A 16,593-nucleotide genomic window follows, 5' to 3' on the forward strand; every position below is an offset into this window, starting at 1 on the left:
AGCCGGCGCCGTCACCGGCGGCCCTGGTCGAGCAGGGTGAGGTAGCCGTCGAGCTGGGCCGCGCCGGCGAGGAGGGCGCGGCTGCGCGTGGTCAGCCGGTCCTGCCACGAGTCGAGAAGGACGCTCAACGCGTCCGCCCCGCCCGCCTCGCGCAACGCCTCCACGAACCGCGCGACCTGGTGCAACGGGTAACCGCCGCGGCGCAGCTGCCGGGCGATCTCGGCGTCGCGCACGCAAGCGGGTCCGTAGTGGCGGTAACCGGTCGCCCGGTCGCGGTCGGGGTGCAGGATGCCCTCGGTCTCCCAGGTGCGCAGCGTCGCCGGGTGCACGCCGACCCGGCGCGCGAGCTCGCCCACGGTCAGCGGTCGACCGGGCACGGGGGTGGGCGCGGTGGTGGACAGGCCGCCGAGGGCCGTCGCGACCTCGGCGCGGGTGTCGCGTTCGGCGAGCAGGGCGACGTGCGCGGCGTCGACGAGCCGGTAGGCGGACTCGGTGTCGCCCCGGTTGATCGCACGCATGATCTCCGTCGCCGGCTGGTGCCCGTGCCCGGCGCGCAACGCGAGGAAGGCACGCAGGGCTTGCGCGTGCAGGGGCGTGTAGTTCCGGTAGCCGGTCCGGCCGCGCTCGGTCGGCGGGAAGACGCCGGCGTCGTCGTAGTTGCGGATCGCCTGGGCGGACAACCCGTGCTCACGGGCGAGGTCGACGGGCCGCAGGGCGCACCTCCGATTGAGGCTTCGACCGGGAAGACCCAGGTGGTCGCCGCAGAAGTCTCACACGAACCTTCAACGATAGCGTCGAGTGCACGTTCATCCGGAAGGGGTGCTTGTGTCCACTGTCGCATCACTGCGCGGGCTCGGCCGCGAACTCGACGGCCCGGCCGGCCTGGGCCGGGCGTTCGACGAGCTGCTCGCCGCGCGGTCCGAGCCTGCCCTGCTCGCCCTGGGCGAACCGGCGCACGGGGTCGAGGCGTTCCCGTTGCTGCGCAACGAACTGCTCGGCCACCTGGTCGACCGGGGGTACCGGTCGATCGCGCTGGAGATCGACTTCTTCGCCGCGGCCGCGGTCGACGACTACGTCAACGGTGCGACGGCGGAGCTCGACGCGGTGCTCGCCACCGGTTTCAGCCACGGGTTCGGCGCCGTGCCGGGCAACCGCGAGCTCGTCGAGTGGCTCCGCGAGCACAACGCCGGCCGCCCGCCGCACGACCGGGTCCGCTTCTACGGCTTCGACGCGCCGGTGGAGTACTCCGGTGCGCCGAGCCCGCGACGCGCCCTGTTCTCGGTCGTCGACCACCTGCCCGCCGCGCTGCGACCGGCCTCGGTCCGCGACCTCGACGCGCTGCTCGGCGAGGAGGCGGACTGGACGAACCCGGCGGCCATGTACGACCCGGCCGCGTCCATCGGCGACTCCGACCGCGCTCGGGCCCTGCGTATCGTCGCGGACGACCTGACGAGCGCGCTCCACCGCGCCGCACCCGGCCTGCGCCCCACCGACCCGACCGGTCACGCCCACGCCGCCGCGCACGCGCGTACCGCCCGGGGCCTGTTGCGCTACCACGCGGCCATGGCCGGCACCGGGACCGATCGCATCCCGACGCTGTCCAGCGTGCGCAGCGAGATGATGGCGGAGAACCTGCTCGCGATCGTCGACCGGGAGCAGCGACGCGGTCCTTGCCTGGTGTTCGCGCACAACAACCACCTGCGGCCCGGCGCGGACGACGTGGCGTGGGGCAGCGCCGGCGCGATGGTCGGGCTCACCCTCGGCGAGCGCTACCTGTTCCTGGCGACCGACGCCTGCCTCGACCGCGAGCCGGGCACCCTCCAGCACGTGCTGGCCGAGGCGACCACCCGACGCGCCCTGTTCCCGGCACCGGCCCTGCGCGCCGCGCTTCCCCCGTCACTCGGCACGGGCCGGCCGATGGTGCGCGGCCACCTCCCGCTGACCCGAGCCGACCTGAGCGGCGCCGACGCGGTCGTCTTCATCACCGACACCGACGGGAAGCAGCACCGGTACTGGTGACGGCGGGCCACCTGTTCGTCCGGTTGTGGGTCATTCCCGCACCGCAGAAGTGCGCATACCATCGAAAGATGCCACCCGACGCGGCGCGGCGCAGCGACCGTTCGAGGCGGGCGATCCTCATGGCCGCGATGGAGTTGGTCGAGGCGCTCGGCTACTCGCGGTTGACCATCGAGGCGGTCGCGACCCGGGCCGGCGTGGGCAAGCAGACGATCTACCGGTGGTGGCCGTCGAAGGGGCCGCTGCTGTTCGACGCCTTCGTGGAGTTCGGGCCGGCCGAGCCGGACGCGTTGCCCAGCGGTGTGCTGGCGGTCGACCTCAAGCGCGAGCTGCGGGCCGCGGCCGACGAGCTGGCGGAACGGCGGTTCGACCAGGTGTGCCGGGTGCTGGTGCACGAGGCGCGCACGGACCTGGTGACGTTGCTGCTGATGCCGCGCCGGGTGGCGTTGGAGGAGCGGTTGCGGTCCGCGCAGCGGTTGGGGGACGTGCGGGCCGATGTCGACGTGCCGGCGGCGGTGGAGTTGTTGCTGGGGCCGGTCTACCAGCGGTGGTTCCTTCGGACGGCGCCGTTGACGGGTGAGTTCACCGACGTGCTCGTGGATCTGGTGCTCCGGGCGCTGCGGACCTGACCATGATCGGTAAGGTTCGTCGATCATGGGGTACGCCGTGGTCGACGTGGAGACGACCGGGTTCGCCGCGCGCGGTTCGGACCGGATCGTCGAGGTGGCCGTCGTCGGCTTGGACGCCGCGGGCCGGGTGACCGACGAGTGGTGCACGCTGCTCAACCCCGGCCGCGACCTCGGGCCGCAGCACGTGCACCGGATCCGCGCGGCCGACGTGTGGGACGCGCCCACGTTCGCGCAGGCCGCGGGCGCGGTGGCGGCACGGCTGGCCGACCGGGTGGTCGTCGCGCACAACCTGTCGTTCGACGCCCGGTTCCTCACCGCCGAGTTCGCCCGCGCCGGGGTGGACCTGCCGCTGACGGGGCTGTGCACGATGCGGCTCGCCGACCGGTACCTGCCCGACCGCACCGGGCGGTCGTTGCGGGCGTGCTGCGAGGCCGCCGGGGTGGTGCCCGAGTCGGCGCACTCCGCGTTGCACGACGCCCGCGCCACGGCCCGGTTGTTCGCCCACTACCTGGGTTCCGGCGTGCCGCGGGCCGACCCCGTGCCGCGGCTGTCGCTGGACGGCGACGTGGCCGAGGTGCGGCGCGGTGCGGCCACGCCGGTGCGGCGGCGGCCGGATCCGGTGGCGTTGGTGCGCGGTGACCGGGTGGTGTTCACCGGCCGGATGGACTCGCCGCGCGAGGAGTGGGTCGACCGGGCCGCGTCGGTCGGGTTGGTCAGCCAGGGGTACGTGACCAGGGCGACCCGGGTCGTCGTCGCCGCCGACCCGTTCACGCTGTCGGTCAAGGCACGGCGGGCGCGGGCCTACCGGGTGCCGATCGTGTCCGAGGAGGACTTCGCCGGGATGCTCGCCGGGCTGGGCGTTACACCGCCGGCCAAAGATCACCGGACCGGGTGGCGTCAGTCCTATTGAAATGCCCGCTACCCGCGGGGAGGCTTTCACGGACAGGCCTCGCCTCAGCGGAAGGCACGAGTCCCATGAGCACCCGTCCGATGACTGCCCGCCCGATGACTGCCCGCCCGATGACTGCCCGCCCGATGACTGCCGCACAGACGACGGCTTCCCGTGCGGTGTGGGACGAGCTCGTCTCGGAACTGCCGGTCGGCGTCGTGCTCCAGGACGGGCGCGGTGTGGTGCTCGCGGCGAACCCGATGGCGTCGTCGCTGCTCGGTGACGCCGGGGCCCGCGACGATTCCGGTGCGCCGCTGCCCGGTTGCGCGGAGCTGGCCGGGCAGGTGCTGCGCACCGGGTCACCGCTGACCATCCCGGTGGTGTTGCCGCACGCCAGGGTGTGGGCCGAGTACTACCCGATCGCGGAGCGCGGTCAGGTGCTGGTGCTGCTGCGGCCCGTGCAGGACGACGTGCCGCACAGCGCCGGGCTGCTCGACGCGCTGACCGGGCTGCCGGGGCGGGCGCTGGTGCTGGACCGCCTCGACCAGGCGTTGATCCGGGCACGCACCCGGGGCACGTTGGCGTCGCTGGTGCTGGCGGACGTGCACCGGATGGCGGCGGTGAACGCGGCCCACGGCTTCCAGCGCGGCGACGAACTGCTGACCGTGCTGGCGCAGCGGCTGCGGCAGGGTTTACGGGCGGACTACACGGTGGCGCGGTACGGCGGCGATTCGTTCGCCGTGGTCGCGGAGCACCCGGACGGCAGCGGCGAGGCGGTCGCGGCACGGGTGCGCGAGCTGGCCGGGCGGGCGGTGCGGCTCGGTGGCGAACGGGTGCGCACCGGGGTGCGGGTGTGCTGGGTGACCAGTGACGGTGAGGCACCGCTGCACTCGGTGATCGCCCACGTGGAGGAGCGCCTGCGCCGTTGACCGGCGAACGGGACCGGGCCCCTGCACTGGTGTGCAGGGGCCCGGTCGCGGGGGGGTGTGTACCGGTGGATCAGATGCGGGGCATCACGGTGGTGTCTTCGAGCGCGTTGAACATGCTGCGCGCGTCCATGTCCGCCAGGGCGGGCGCCTGGTCCTCGGTGAACCGGGCCGGGCCGACGCCACCCTGCACGGGGTTGACGTTCATCCCGCTCAGCGACAGCGGCGGCACCATCGAGGACTGGCTGCGGGGCTGGGCCACGCCGGGCACCGGCAGGACGAACGGCAACGCCGCCGGTGCCGCGACGGGCAGGCTGCGACCGGCCGGGGTGACGTCGGTCGGCAGGCTGGGCAGGCCGGGCAGCGGCAGGGTGTCCACCGGGAGGCCCTGCGTGGTGACGAGGTCACCGGTCAGCGGCAGGGTGCCGCCGAACGAGCGCTCCTCGGACGCGCCGCGCCGCACCGTGCGGGACAGCGGCGTCACCAGCGGCAACGACTTGTTGGCGGCGCGGACCGAGTCGGCCAGCTGGCGGGGCAGCCGGTGCCGGGCCTGCCCGAGGGCCTCCAGCTTCTCCTGGCCGACGCGGGGCAGGTGCTCGGCGAGGTACGGCAGCGCCGCGAGGACGGGGAGCACCGGCAGCTGCTCGGTCGGCAACTGGCTCGCCGGCAACGCGATCGGCAGCTGCTCGGTCGGCAGCTCCGCCCTGGGGTAGTCGGGCTTCGCCGCGCCCAGGTCCGGGGCGTCGAGGTCCGGCGCGTCCAGGTCCGGGGCGTTCGGAGAGTCCGGGGCGTCCAGGTCCGGGGCGTCGAGGTCCGGCGCGTCGAGGTCCGGCGCGTCCAGGTCGGGCGCGGCCAGCTTCGGGGCGGCGAGCTTCGGGGCGGGCAGGTTCGACACCGGCGTCTTCGCCAGCAGGTCACCGGCCGGCGTCCGGACCTGGCGGAGGCCGTGGATCGGCAGACCGCGCAGCTCGTCGAGACCCGGCATGCCCACCGGCACAGTGGCGTTGCGCAGCAGGGCCAGGACGTCCATGTTCGGCAGGTCCGTCGCCCGCATCAGGCTGTCCACACCGGCCGGCAGCTGGATGCCGCGGCCGCCTTCGGGGACCTTCGTGCCCTCGCCCTTGTCCTCGCCGGTCCGCACGTCGTTGCGGTCCTGCGCGGTCGCGGTGGCGGTGCCCAGCACGTCGATCGGGATGCCGAACACGCGGGCGAACGCCTCGGTCGGCACTTCCAGGTCGTACGCGGTCACCGGGCCGCGGCCCGAGGAGGTGGTCACGCCACCGGACTGGCTCTGCGACCGGCTGGCGGTCGCCGCGTCCGCGAGGCCGCCGACGGTGGCGGCGTCACCGTGCACCGACGGCGTGACGCCGGCGGGCGCGGTGAGCAGGTTGCCCGACCACGAGCTGTCCTCGGCCGACGTCAGGTGCTCGCCACCGGCGATCAGGCCGGTCTTGTTGTCGGTCTGGGACTGGCCGTTGCCGGCCGCGGTGACGGCGTCGCCGAACACCTGCAGCGGGATCGACGGCTGGGCGCCGATGCCGTTGCCCGAGAACGACGCGTCGTCACCGGAGGTCTGCACGTCGCCGCCGGAGTGCGAGCCGAACTGGTTGCGGCTCTCCGACTCGACGTTGCTGCCGGCGCCGATCGCGCTGCCGAACACCTGCGGCGAGGACGCCTCGGGCACCGACAGCACGTTGCCCGACAGCGAACCCTCGTCGCCGGTGGTGATGGCCGAGCCGCCGGAGCGGGAGTCGAGCTTGCTGGTGGTGTCCGACGAGCCGTTGCCGACCGCGACGACGGAGTCGCCGAAGACCTGCGCCGGGTTCGAGGTGGGGAGGTGCACGATGTTGCCCGAGACGGAGCCGTGCTTGCCGTTGGCGCGCGGCGGGTTGCCGAGGTCGATCTCGGTGTCGCTGTCGGTCTGCGAGGTCGGGTTGGCGACCGCGCCGCCCGAGTTGCCGAACACCTGGCCGCCCAGGGCGGTCGGTGCGGACACGACGTTGCTGGACACGGTGCCGTTGTCGTCGACGCTGGTCGCGACCCGGCCCGAGCGGACCGTCTTGTTCTCGGTGGCCCGGCCGGTGGGGGTGCCCGCCGCGCCGACGCCGTTGCCGAACGCCTCGGCGGGCGCGCCGAGCGGGACCTGCCCGACGTTGCCGGAGCCGACCGCGTCGTTGCCGGTCGTGCCGTTGTAGCCACCGGAGTCCGCGGTGACGTCGTTGTGGCAGTCGGCCTCGGCGATGCCGCCGCCGGTGAGGCCGTTGCCGCACAGGTCGGCCGCGCCGGCGGGCGGCAGGTTCGCCGAGTTCGCCGACAGCACGGAGCGGTCGCCGTTGGTGAACGTGTCGCCGCCCGCGACCGCGCCGGCCCTGTTCACGTGCGCGGCGGAGGTGTTGCCCACGCCGGAGAGCGAGTTGCCCGCGCCGGACACCGGCAGGGCGAGCGGGGTGTCGGCGTAGTTGCCGGACAGCACCGAGTCCTGGCCGGAGGTGAAGCTGTTGCCCCCGGCCTCGGCGTCGTGGGCCATCGCGTTGGCGACGCGCGAGTTGCCGCCGCCCGCCAGGGCGTTGTCGCCCGCGGCGACGGGGCCGGCGAACGCCGGCTGCACGACGTTGCCCGCGAGGGTGCCGTCGTTGCCGGAGGTGGCCGACCACATCGGGAGGTCGGTCCGGTCGCGGTGGGTGGTGCCCGCGTCGGAGGACGCCCGGTTCTCGGTGGCCGTGTCCGCGTTGCCCACCGCGCCGACGCCGTTGCCGGTGACCGCGACGATCGGGGCGACCGGCGCGCCGAGGACGTTGCCGCCCGCGGTGCTGCGGTCGCCGGTGGTGTCCAGCGAACCGGCGGCCTGCGCGTCGTTGGACGACCTGGCGTCGCTGTAGGAGTTGCCGCCCGCGGCGACCGCGTTGTTGGTCACCTGGACCGGCAGGGCGCCCTGCACGGCGGCGATGTTGCCCGAGAGCGAGCCGTCACGGCCCGAGGTCTTGACGTTGTCGCCCGCGACCGCGCGCTGCCGGGAGGTGGTGCGGGTCTCGGCGTTGGCCAGGGCGGCGATCGCGTTGCCGTTGACCTGGGGCGAGATGGCGGCGGCGCCGTGCGCGACGTTGCCGGCCAACGGGCCGTACGAGCCGTCGGTCTTGATGGTGCCCGCGCTGGTGGCGGAGTGGGTGCAGACGCCGTCGCTGTAGGCGTCGCCGCCCGCCGCGACCGCGTTGCCGCAGACGCTGACCGGCACGACGACGTCGGCGTCGGCGGTGTTGCCGCGGGTGGCGCTGGTGGCGTCGACGCCGGTCAGCCGCTCGTGGGCGGTGCGCACCAGCGGGTTGGCCGGGACGGCGACGTCGCGGACGGGGAGGTCCGCCGCGCTGGGCGTGCCGATCTCCTGGTTGATCGCCGGCAGCTGGTGGTTGCCGGCGAGGGTGCCCAGGTTGTTGTGGTCGACGGCGACCGGGACGCGCACCTTCGCGTCGAGCGGGTTCGGTTTCGCGTCGGGGTTGACGTTCTCCTGGGCTGAAGCGATGCCCGTACCGAGCATCAGCAAACCACCCGTGACAAGTGCGGTCTGGAGACCGCGCTTGGCCCAGGTTTGCATGGGTTCTCCTTCTTTTGGTTTCCCTTGCGGGAGGTGAAGGGTGGTCGGACGCGGCAACCCGCGTCGGAGACGACGACCACCCGGGTGAGAGGGGTGGGGTAGCGCGGCATCTCGACCGGTGGGAGAGCGCACGCGAAGCGGCGCGACGGTCGATTACCGGGTCAGCTCACCGATGAGCTGCCGCGGACCGCGCGCTGTGGTCAGTCGGGCGTGATGCCGGGCTGCTTGCCCGGCGTGACGACGTTCCGCTCGGTGGTGGCGAACAGCGCACGGGCCACCGCGGCGTCGATGTGGTCGGCGGTGACGGCCGTGAACGGGCCGTTGCCGCCGCCGGAGGAACCGGAGCCGTCGCCACCGCAGGAGCAGTGGGCCGGCGCGCCGAGCGGCGCGAACGGCATCGACGGAAGTCCGGACGGGTCTCCCGGCAGGGAGCGACCGCCGGTGCCGGGCAGCGCGGTGATCGGCTGCCCCGGCGCGTCCAGCCACATCCGGCTGAGCTTGCCGAACACCCCTTGCACCACCGGGGTACCGGCGGTGACCGGCACGGCGGTGGCGGCCGGGGTGGTCTCGGTGGCGCGCTGCGCCACGACGCCGCCGACGGTCACGTCGACGGGCGCCTGCTCGGACGAGCGGTGCTGGAACCAGGTGCGCACGCCCCCGACGGTGCCGCGGATGTCGTCCGCGACCCGGCGCAGGTCGGGCGGGCTCGGCTCGGGCACCCGCGGGGTGCGCAGCGCCGAGTCGAGGTCTTGCACGGCCCGGGCGACCGGGGCCAACGCGCCGTCGACCGGATCGCCCGTCGCGCGCTGGGCGAGGGAGCCCTGCGGCACACCTCGCGTGACCTCGGTGACCGCGTCGCGGTCGCTCGGGGCCTGCGCGGACGCGGCGGCGGTGGACAGCGCCCAGGCCGCGGCGGTGCCGGCCAGCGTGCCGCCGACGACCAGCAGGGCACGGGAGAGCAGCCGCCGAACGCGGCTCGCCCCCGTTCCCACCCGCTGGTCAACGCACGACATCGCTGCTACCTCCGCCGAAAGCACTGGGATCCGCCGGCGAGGTGATCGAAGTGATCAAGCCGACGACGTGAGAGTGCCAGCAGGCGAGGCGGGTGCGCACTCGTTCCACACCTGGTTCGCCGGATCGTGTGACGAACACTCTGTGTTTTCGGGCATGACTGCGGGTAATCAAACCCGCTTGAGCACGCGGGCCGCGCCGGCGGCGGCCGTGGACGCCAGGATCCAGCCGACCGCGATCAGCGTGCTGGAAATCCACTGCGAGGCGCCGCCGAACCGCCACTTGCCGTCCTGGCCGAGGTCCACGATCGGGATCAGCAGGTCCATCGACAGCAGCCACGCGTTCCAGGACGGCGACTCGTCCTCGTTGAGCTTCGGCATCTCGTGGCCGAGGAACCAGATCGCGCCGACCAGCCAGAACGCGGTGAGCCAGGCGATCGCGAGCCACGGCCGGTACCCGTAGCCGACCGTCCAGCGCTGGAGGAACCCCCACACCCGGCCCGCGACCCCGAGCTCCGAGTAGCGCCGGCGCTGCTTCTCCAGCTGCACGCGCTGCGCCAGCTCCTCCTCGCCGCCGTCGCGGTACACCGCGGCCAGCTGCTCGTACGGCCCGGGCGCGAAGTCCGGCTGCACCTCGCGCAGCCAGCGCAGCCGGGTCCGCACGTCGACGTGCGGCGTGGACGCGATCGAGCGGAACGTGAAGTCCTCGACGTCCACCCCGCCGGTGGCGGCCCACAGCCCCGGCCCGTCCATCACGGTCGCCGCGCTGACCCTGGTGAGGACGACCCGGCCGACCGGGATCCGGTCCTCGGACAGCCGCAGCACGAGCTGGCTCACGGTGAGCCCGTAGGCGTTCAGCGCGATGTCGCTGCCCGGGCCGCCCAGCCGGGCGCCGGCGAACGTGGCCATCTTGCCGACCTCGGCCAGCCGGATCCGCACGCCGCCCTCGGCGGTGAAGCCGTGGCTGCACAGGAGGTCCTTGCCGACCCCCGCCACGCGGGCGTCCAGCGACGGCTTCACCGTGCCGTCCGGGCGGCGGCGCGGGGCGAGCAGGGACGCGCCGGAGCAGTCGAGGGTCGAGCCGATCTCGGCGTTCTGCAGGCGCAGCGAGCCGTGGGCGCGCAGGTCGCGGAGGAACAACGTGCCGCCGACCCGCAGCCGGTCGGCGAACAGCACGTCGATGCCGGGACCGTGCAGGCGGACGCCGGACAGGGACGCGCTCCCCCGCACGTGCGCGTCCACCAGGCGCACCTGACCGTAGGCCGTCAACGCGGCGCCACGAGAGCCGTCGTCGTGGGGGCCGCCGTTGACCGCGCCGCGGGCTTCGAGGTCGCCGCGCACCTGGATGCCGTCCGCGTGCAGGGCGACCGGGATGCGCGGGACGGCCTCGCCGGCCTGGTCCGCGGACTCCCGCACCGCGTCGCGGCGGCCGATCACCGCGCCGGACAGCCGCAGGTAGCCGCCGACCTCGGCGTTGGGCAGGCGCACCGTGCCGGAGGAGGTGAAGCCGTCGTCCAGCTCCACGTTGCCCTCCACCCGCATGCGGTCGGCCACGAGCGCGGCGGCCTCGTCGGCGGTGCCGCGCGGGATCACCAGGACCGGGCGGTCGACCACGCTGGCGTGCAGGCGGGCGCCGGAGAACACCACGCTGCCGCCGACCCGCGCGCCGTCGAGCAGGATGCGGCCCTCGGCGGTGAACCGGCCGCCTTCGGCGTCGCAGAACAGGGTGCCCGCGATGGTGGCGCCGGTGGCGTCGAGCGCGTTCTGGCCCGCGTTGAGCAGTCGCGCGCCGCCGAGGTGCACGTTGCCGCCGACGTTCGCGCCGCGCAGCCGCACCTCGCCGCCCGCGCGCACCGCGATGGCCTGGAGGGAGCCCGACAGGCGGATGCGGGCGGCGAGCAGGGCGTGGTCGCCGCCCTTGCTCCGCAGCACCGCGCCCGCCAGCCGGAACGTGCCGTCGACCGAGGCGTCGGTCAGGTCGACCACGCCGTCGCTGGTGAAACCGGCCTCCAGCACCAGGTCGCTGCCGACGCGCAGGTTGCGGCCCCACAGGCCGGGCACCTTGCAGCCGCGCATCCGCAGGCCGACCAGGCGGGCCATGCGCAGGTCCGGCGGCCGTTCGAAGGCGCAGTCCAGGAAGTCGACGACGTGCTCGACCTGTGCGCCTTCGAGCGCGAACGAGCCGACGACGTTCGCGCCGACCAGCCGCAACGCGCCGGTCCGCGCGCCGCCGGTGAGCAACGACGACAGCAGTTCGCCGCGGACCGTGCGCTCCCGCTTGGGCGCCCTCGGGTCGAACCGCAGCGGGCGTCCCGCGGCGAACGCGGCGCGGACGGCGTCCTCGACGGTCTCGGCGGTCACCCACCGATCCGATCACCCGCGGCCCCGGGTGCGCCAGGGTTTGCCGGGATCCGAAACGTGGGGTTCGACATGCCCGGACCGGGTGCCGGGCCGGTCCGACCCGCCCACCCGCGCGGCCGGGGCGGACTACCGTGATCGGCGTGACGGGGACGGAATCGAAGATCGGCGACCGGGTACCGGGACTGCTGCGCGTGTCGGCGGCGTTGAGCTGGCGGTTCGTGGCCGTGGTGGCCGCCCTCTACGTGGTGTTCCAGGTGGTCGGGTTCCTGGCCACCATCGTCATCCCGGCCGGGGTGGCGCTGCTGCTGGCCGCGCTGCTGTCGCCCGCGGTGTCGCAGCTGACCAGGGCGGGCATCCCGCGCGGGCTGGCCACGGGCGTGGTGCTGGTCGGCGGCATCGCGATCGTCGGCGGCGTGCTCACGTTCGTGATCACCGAGTTCTCCAAGGGCCTGCCGCAGTTGCAGGAGCAGGTCAGCGCGAGCCTGGACACGATCCAGGACTGGCTCAAGGACGGGCCGCTGCACCTGAGCGACCTCCAGCTCCAGCAGTACCTCGACCGGGTGTTGGAGACGGTCAAGGAGAACCAGGCCGAGATCACCTCGGGCGCGCTCACCACGGCGGCCACCGTCGGCGAGCTGCTGACCGGGCTGATCCTCGCGCTGTTCACGCTCATCTTCTTCCTGCACGACGGCGACGCGATCTGGCGGTTCGTGATCCGGATCGTGCCGCACGACGTGCGCGGCCGGGCCGACGTCGCGGGACGGCGCGGGTTCGCCTCGCTCGTGTCGTACGTGCGGGCGACCGCGCTGGTGGCCGTGGTGGACGCGGTCGGCGTCGGCATCGGCCTGTGGATCGTGGACGTGCCGCTGGTGGTGCCGCTGTCGGCGTTGGTGTTCCTCGGCGCGTTCATCCCGATCGTGGGCGCGGTGATCACCGGCGCGGTGGCGGTGCTGGTGGCGCTGGTGGCCAACGGGCCGGTGGAGGCGCTGATCATCCTGGCCGTGCTCATCGGCGTGATGCAGCTGGAGAGCCACGTGCTCCAGCCGCTGCTGCTGGGGCGCGCGGTGAAGCTGCACCCGTTGGCTGTGGTGCTGGCGATCACCACCGGCCTGGTCGTCGCCGGCATCGCGGGCGCGCTGCTGTCCGTGCCGCTGCTGGCGGTGCTGAACTCGGGGATCAGGTCGTTGCTGTCGGAGTCCGACAAGGGCGTGGAGGCACGCGACGTCGACGTGCTGGAGCCGCAGGAGAGCGGTCCCATCGACACGGGCGGGGACCGGGTGGAGGACATCGACGACACCGAGGGGCCGACCGCGGAGCACAGCGGCCGGCAGTAGGGCAGGCGACAGAGGTCGGGCGGCGCAGGTCAGGGCGGCAGGGTCGGGCGGCGCGGGTCAGGCCATCTCGACCAGGTTGCGGCCGTAGCCCTTGGCCGCGAGGAGCGCCGAGTCGGCCGCCACCAGCAGGTCGGGCAGCTCGTAGCCGAACCTGCTGGTGGTCGCCACGCCGATGCTCACGGTGAGGCCGGTGAGCAGGTGCTCGCGACCGTCCGTGCCGACGGTGGGCACGGCCAGGTCGGCCACCGCGTGCCGGACGCGTTGCGCCACCGCGCGGGCGATGGCCGGTTCGGCGTCGGGCAGGAGCACGACGAACTCCTCGCCGCCGAAGCGGCCGACCAGGTCGCCGCGCCGGACCGTGCTGGTCAGCAGCAGGGCGACCGCGCTCAGCGCCGAGTCACCGGCCAGGTGGCCGACCTCGTCGTTGACCCGCTTGAAGTGGTCGAGGTCGAGCAGCAGCACGGCCACCGGCCGGTCGCGCACCCGCGCCTTCGACAGCTCGTAGCGCGCACGGCCGTCCCAGTGCACCGCGTTGGCCAGCCCGGTCTTGGCGTCGCGCTGCGCGGAACGCCGCCACTGCGGCAGCTGGGCGGCGCGCTCCAGCAGCGCCAGCGGCGGTCCGGCCATCAACGCGTGCACCGGGGTGGTGACGGCGACGAAGCCCATGAGGCCACCGATGCTCACCGCGACGACGCCCAGCACCACGTCGATCGGCTCGCCGACGACCTCCTCGCCCGGCGCGCGCGGGCTGCGCAGCTTCAGGCCGAGCGCGATCAGGGCCGCCCGGAGCACCAGCAGCACGGTCGCGCCGACCACCATGACCGCCAGGTCGGTGCTCGGCTCGGCCCAGCCGATGGCGAAGCGGGTGGCGAACACCGCCAACGTCGTCGCGGACAGGGTGAACACCCAGCGGTGCGACTCGGGCCGCTGGGTCAGCACGCCGTGCAGCGCGGGGCCGAAGAGCAGCAGCACGAGCAGGTTGCAGGGCAGGCCGACCAGGCCCGCGGTGAGGTAGCACAGGTGGGCGGCCCACGGGTTGCGCGCGGCCTCGCCCACCCGGTGGCTGTAGATCGAGCTGCCGATGATCACGGCACCCGCGGTGCCCGCGATGGCCGCGAACCGGCCGATCTGACCCGGTGTGGGCTGCGGCGACGTCACGATCGCGTAGACGACGACGCCCAGTGCGAGCACCTCGACGAGCAGCCAGTAGGCCAGCGCGGAGCGCCGCAGCGTCCACAGTGGCCAGTGGCGCACGTTCGGCCCTCCCTCGCCACGGCCTTCGGGCATGATCTTCACCCCCGGAGAGAATCAGACTCCGCGAGATCACGCTCGGTGACTCCCCGCCAGCCTCCCACATGTGTCGGTATCGGAACAGACGGCCACCTGGGGGTTAGCCAGACCACTCCGACACGGCAAGATTGGGCGCGAAGGGGGCACGCCGTGCAGACGAAGCCAGCCGACCAGGGCACATCGGTGATGGAGGACCCCGTCGCCCACCTCTGGCGGGGGACGGTAGCGCTACGGATAGTGACGTTCCTGTTCGCCCTGGGCAACGCGATCGACCAGCGGAACGAGTACGAGCGGCCGTGGCTGGCCTGGGCGACCATCGCCGCGATGGCCCTCTGGTCGGCGTTCACCATCCAGGCCTACAGCCGGGAGGACGGCCGGCGGACCTGGATCGTGGTGGCCGACCTGGTCGTCTCGTGCGGGCTGATGTCGCTGTCGCCGCTGATCATGACCGATGCCCAGTTCCTGTACGACGTCCCGCTGATCACCACGATCTGGGCGTGCGGGCCCGCGGTGGCGGCGGGCGCGCTCGGCGGGCAGGTGGCGGGCGCGGTGGCCGGGTTCGTCGTCGGGTTGAGCACCTACCTCAACCGCGTGGAGCTCACCGTCGACCTGGTGCGGGACGTGGTGCTGCTGTCGGGCGCGGGCTTCGTGGTCGGCATGGCGTCGTCCACGGCGCGCCGTTCGGCGGTGCGGCTGGCGCAGGCGTTGCGGACCGAGGCGGCCACGGCGGAGCGCGAGCGGCTCGCGCGGTCGATCCACGACGGTGTGCTGCAAGTTCTCGCGCGGGTGCGCAAGCGCGGCACGGAGCTCGGCGGCGAGGCGGCCGAGCTCGCCGAGCTGGCGGGCGAGCAGGAGGTGGCGCTGCGGTCGCTGGTGGCCGCCGCGCCGACGGAGTCCACCGTGGACGGTGACGCGGACCTGCGGCCGGCGATGCAGTTGCTCGCCACGTCGCGGTTCCAGGTGTCCACGCCGGCCACGCAGGTGATGCTGCCGGCCGCGACGGCGTTCGAGCTGACCGCCGTGGTGCGCGAGGCGCTGTCCAACGTGGACAAGCACGCGGGCGCGCAGGCGCGGGCGTGGGTGCTGGTCGAGGACCTCGGCGAGGAGGTCGTGATCAGCGTGCGCGACGACGGCCCCGGCATCCCCGAGGGCCGGCTCGCCTCCGCCGAGGCGGAGGGCCGGATGGGTGTCGCCCAGTCCATCCGGGGTCGGGTCGAAGCCCTGCGTGGCACCCTTGAGCTGCAAACGGGGCCGGGGGAGGGCACCGAATGGGAGGTGCGGGTATTCCGATGAGCGTTTCCGTGATGGTGGTGGACGACCACCCGCTGTGGCGCGACGGCGTCGCGCGCGACCTGTCCGAGCGCGGTTTCGAGGTGGTCGCGACCGCCGGTGACGCCGCCTCGGCGGTGCGGATCGCCCGCGCGGTGCGGCCCGACGTGGTGCTGATGGACCTCAACCTGGGCGAGACGACGGGTGTGGAGGCGACCACCATGATCACCGGGGCGCTGGAGGGCACCCGGGTGCTCGTGCTGTCCGCGAGCGGCGAGCACAGCGACGTGCTGGAGGCGGTGAAGGCGGGCGCGTCCGGTTACCTGGTGAAGTCGGCGTCGGCCGAGGAGCTGGTGGAGGCGGTGAACCGGACGGCGGCCGGTGACGCGGTGTTCACCGCGGGGCTCGCGGGGTTGGTGCTCGGCGAGTACCGGCGGATGGCCGCCACGCCGGACGAGGACAAGCCGCAGCTCACCGAGCGGGAGACCGAGGTGCTGCGGCTGGTGGCCAAGGGGCTGACGGCGCGGCAGATCGCCAACCGGCTCGTCATCTCGCACCGCACGGTGGAGAACCACGTGCAGTCCACCCTGCGCAAGCTCCAACTGCACAACCGCGTCGAGCTGGCGCGCTACGCGATCGAGCACGGGCTCGACGTCGAACCGGAGGGCTGAGCCATGACCGACCCCAAGGACTTCCGGGTGTCCGACGCCGAGCGGGAGCACGTCGTCGGCCTGTTGCAGAAGGCGATCGGCCGGGGGCTGATCACGCTGGACGAGTTCACCGAGCGGACCGACACGGCCCTGGCCGCGCGCACCCGCGGCGAGCTGAACGCGGTGCTGATGGACCTGCCCGGCATGGTGCACAACGAGCAGGTCCTGGCCGTGCCGCAGGACCGGCAGGAGCTGAAGGCCACCATGTCCACGGTCAACCGCAAGGGCAACTGGACGGTGCCGCGGCAGCTGGTCGTGCGCAACCGGATGGGGTCGACGGACCTGGACTTCCGCCAGGCCTCCATCCCGCACGCGGTGGTCGACATCGAGCTGGACGTGACCGCCGGGTCGGTGAAGCTGGTGCTGCCGGAGGGTGCGACGGTCAACGCCGAGGGCGTCGAGCTGGCCGCGAGCAACCTGAAGGACAAGGTGGGCACGGGCCTGCACGGGCGGCCGCACTTCGTGGTGCACGGCCACGTGCGCGCGGGCAACGTCGAGATCAAGATGAAGAAGGCCCGCTGGCTGCGGCACGCGTGACGTGCCCCGTCGTGCGGGACGCCTCCCGGCCGA

At 73.7% G+C, this 16,593-nt stretch carries 13 protein-coding genes; 8 read left to right on the forward strand and 5 right to left on the reverse strand.

Going from position 1 to position 16,593, the window contains the following annotated elements:
- Positions 1-11 precede the first annotated feature (11 nt).
- Positions 12-713, reverse strand: a complete 702-nt coding sequence (locus tag AB0K14_RS00765; protein ID WP_360449085.1) for a TioE family transcriptional regulator — start codon at positions 711-713, stop codon at positions 12-14.
- Positions 714-825: 112 nt separating this feature from the next.
- Here AB0K14_RS00765 and AB0K14_RS00770 point away from each other — a divergent pair, with 112 nt between their 5' ends.
- The 4 genes from AB0K14_RS00770 (at position 826) to AB0K14_RS00785 (ending at position 4,463) form a co-directional block, all read left to right on the forward strand.
- Entirely contained in the window at positions 826-2,019 is a 1,194-nt protein-coding gene (locus tag AB0K14_RS00770; protein WP_360448712.1) for an erythromycin esterase family protein, read from the forward strand.
- 68 nt (positions 2,020-2,087) lie between these two features.
- Positions 2,088-2,645: a TetR/AcrR family transcriptional regulator gene (locus AB0K14_RS00775; protein WP_360448709.1), complete on the forward strand. Its 558-nt coding sequence runs from the start codon at positions 2,088-2,090 to the stop codon at positions 2,643-2,645.
- Positions 2,646-2,670: 25 nt separating this feature from the next.
- On the forward strand, positions 2,671-3,555 hold the full coding sequence (locus AB0K14_RS00780; protein ID WP_360448707.1) for an exonuclease domain-containing protein: 885 nt from the start codon (positions 2,671-2,673) through the stop codon (positions 3,553-3,555).
- A 125-nt stretch (positions 3,556-3,680) separates the two neighbouring features.
- Positions 3,681-4,463 (forward strand): GGDEF domain-containing protein, encoded by a 783-nt coding sequence (locus AB0K14_RS00785; protein WP_360448705.1) that lies wholly within the window; start codon positions 3,681-3,683, stop codon positions 4,461-4,463.
- A 70-nt stretch (positions 4,464-4,533) separates the two neighbouring features.
- On the opposite strand, the gene AB0K14_RS00790 is transcribed toward AB0K14_RS00785, so the two are convergent.
- From AB0K14_RS00790 to AB0K14_RS00800, 3 genes are all read right to left on the reverse strand, one after another.
- The gene (locus AB0K14_RS00790; RefSeq protein WP_360448703.1) at positions 4,534-8,049 is read right to left on the reverse strand and encodes a hypothetical protein; all 3,516 of its coding nucleotides are present in this window, start codon (positions 8,047-8,049) and stop codon (positions 4,534-4,536) included.
- 200 nt (positions 8,050-8,249) lie between these two features.
- On the reverse strand, positions 8,250-9,062 hold the full coding sequence (locus AB0K14_RS00795; protein WP_360448701.1) for a hypothetical protein: 813 nt from the start codon (positions 9,060-9,062) through the stop codon (positions 8,250-8,252).
- Positions 9,063-9,230: 168 nt separating this feature from the next.
- Complete coding sequence (locus tag AB0K14_RS00800; RefSeq protein WP_360448698.1) at positions 9,231-11,420, reverse strand: hypothetical protein; 2,190 nt, start codon at positions 11,418-11,420, stop codon at positions 9,231-9,233.
- Positions 11,421-11,560: 140 nt separating this feature from the next.
- On the opposite strand from AB0K14_RS00800, the gene AB0K14_RS00805 reads away from it, so the two are divergent.
- Positions 11,561-12,754 (forward strand): AI-2E family transporter, encoded by a 1,194-nt coding sequence (locus AB0K14_RS00805; RefSeq protein ID WP_360448695.1) that lies wholly within the window; start codon positions 11,561-11,563, stop codon positions 12,752-12,754.
- 57 nt (positions 12,755-12,811) lie between these two features.
- Here the strand turns inward: AB0K14_RS00805 and AB0K14_RS00810 are convergent, their stop codons facing one another.
- Positions 12,812-14,041, reverse strand: coding sequence for a diguanylate cyclase (locus AB0K14_RS00810; protein ID WP_360448692.1), 1,230 nt, complete (start codon positions 14,039-14,041; stop codon positions 12,812-12,814).
- Between the two features lie 189 nt (positions 14,042-14,230).
- On the opposite strand from AB0K14_RS00810, the gene AB0K14_RS00815 reads away from it, so the two are divergent.
- Genes AB0K14_RS00815 through AB0K14_RS00825 form a run of 3 tightly spaced genes read left to right on the forward strand, consistent with a single transcriptional unit; the run spans position 14,231 to position 16,560 of the window.
- Positions 14,231-15,337, forward strand: a complete 1,107-nt coding sequence (locus AB0K14_RS00815; RefSeq protein ID WP_360449082.1) for a DUF5931 domain-containing protein — start codon at positions 14,231-14,233, stop codon at positions 15,335-15,337.
- Complete coding sequence (locus AB0K14_RS00820) at positions 15,334-15,984, forward strand: response regulator transcription factor (RefSeq protein ID WP_360448689.1); 651 nt, start codon at positions 15,334-15,336, stop codon at positions 15,982-15,984. The genes AB0K14_RS00815 and AB0K14_RS00820 overlap by 4 nt, the downstream gene beginning before the upstream one ends.
- A 3-nt stretch (positions 15,985-15,987) precedes the next feature.
- Positions 15,988-16,560, forward strand: coding sequence for a DUF1707 domain-containing protein (locus AB0K14_RS00825; protein WP_360448686.1), 573 nt, complete (start codon positions 15,988-15,990; stop codon positions 16,558-16,560).
- Positions 16,561-16,593: the final 33 nt, after the last annotated feature.

The sequence above is a fragment of the Actinosynnema sp. NPDC050801 genome (genome assembly GCF_040673975.1).
Taxonomy (GTDB): Bacteria; Actinomycetota; Actinomycetes; order Mycobacteriales; family Pseudonocardiaceae; genus Actinosynnema.

What these genes read in the sequence shown, in the direction of transcription:
- AB0K14_RS00775 (WP_360448709.1), top strand. Translation starts at nt 2,088, where the DNA reads ATGCCACCCGACGCGGCGCGGCGCAGCGACCGTTCGAGGCGGGCGATC.
- AB0K14_RS00780 (WP_360448707.1), top strand. Translation starts at nt 2,671, where the DNA reads ATGGGGTACGCCGTGGTCGACGTGGAGACGACCGGGTTCGCCGCGCGC.
- AB0K14_RS00785 (WP_360448705.1), top strand. Translation starts at nt 3,681, where the DNA reads ATGACTGCCGCACAGACGACGGCTTCCCGTGCGGTGTGGGACGAGCTC.
- AB0K14_RS00790 (WP_360448703.1), bottom strand. Translation starts at nt 8,049, where the DNA reads ATGCAAACCTGGGCCAAGCGCGGTCTCCAGACCGCACTTGTCACGGGT.
- AB0K14_RS00795 (WP_360448701.1), bottom strand. Translation starts at nt 9,062, where the DNA reads ATGTCGTGCGTTGACCAGCGGGTGGGAACGGGGGCGAGCCGCGTTCGG.
- AB0K14_RS00810 (WP_360448692.1), bottom strand. Translation starts at nt 14,041, where the DNA reads ATGCCCGAAGGCCGTGGCGAGGGAGGGCCGAACGTGCGCCACTGGCCA.
- AB0K14_RS00815 (WP_360449082.1), top strand. Translation starts at nt 14,231, where the DNA reads ATGGAGGACCCCGTCGCCCACCTCTGGCGGGGGACGGTAGCGCTACGG.
- AB0K14_RS00820 (WP_360448689.1), top strand. Translation starts at nt 15,334, where the DNA reads ATGAGCGTTTCCGTGATGGTGGTGGACGACCACCCGCTGTGGCGCGAC.
- AB0K14_RS00825 (WP_360448686.1), top strand. Translation starts at nt 15,988, where the DNA reads ATGACCGACCCCAAGGACTTCCGGGTGTCCGACGCCGAGCGGGAGCAC.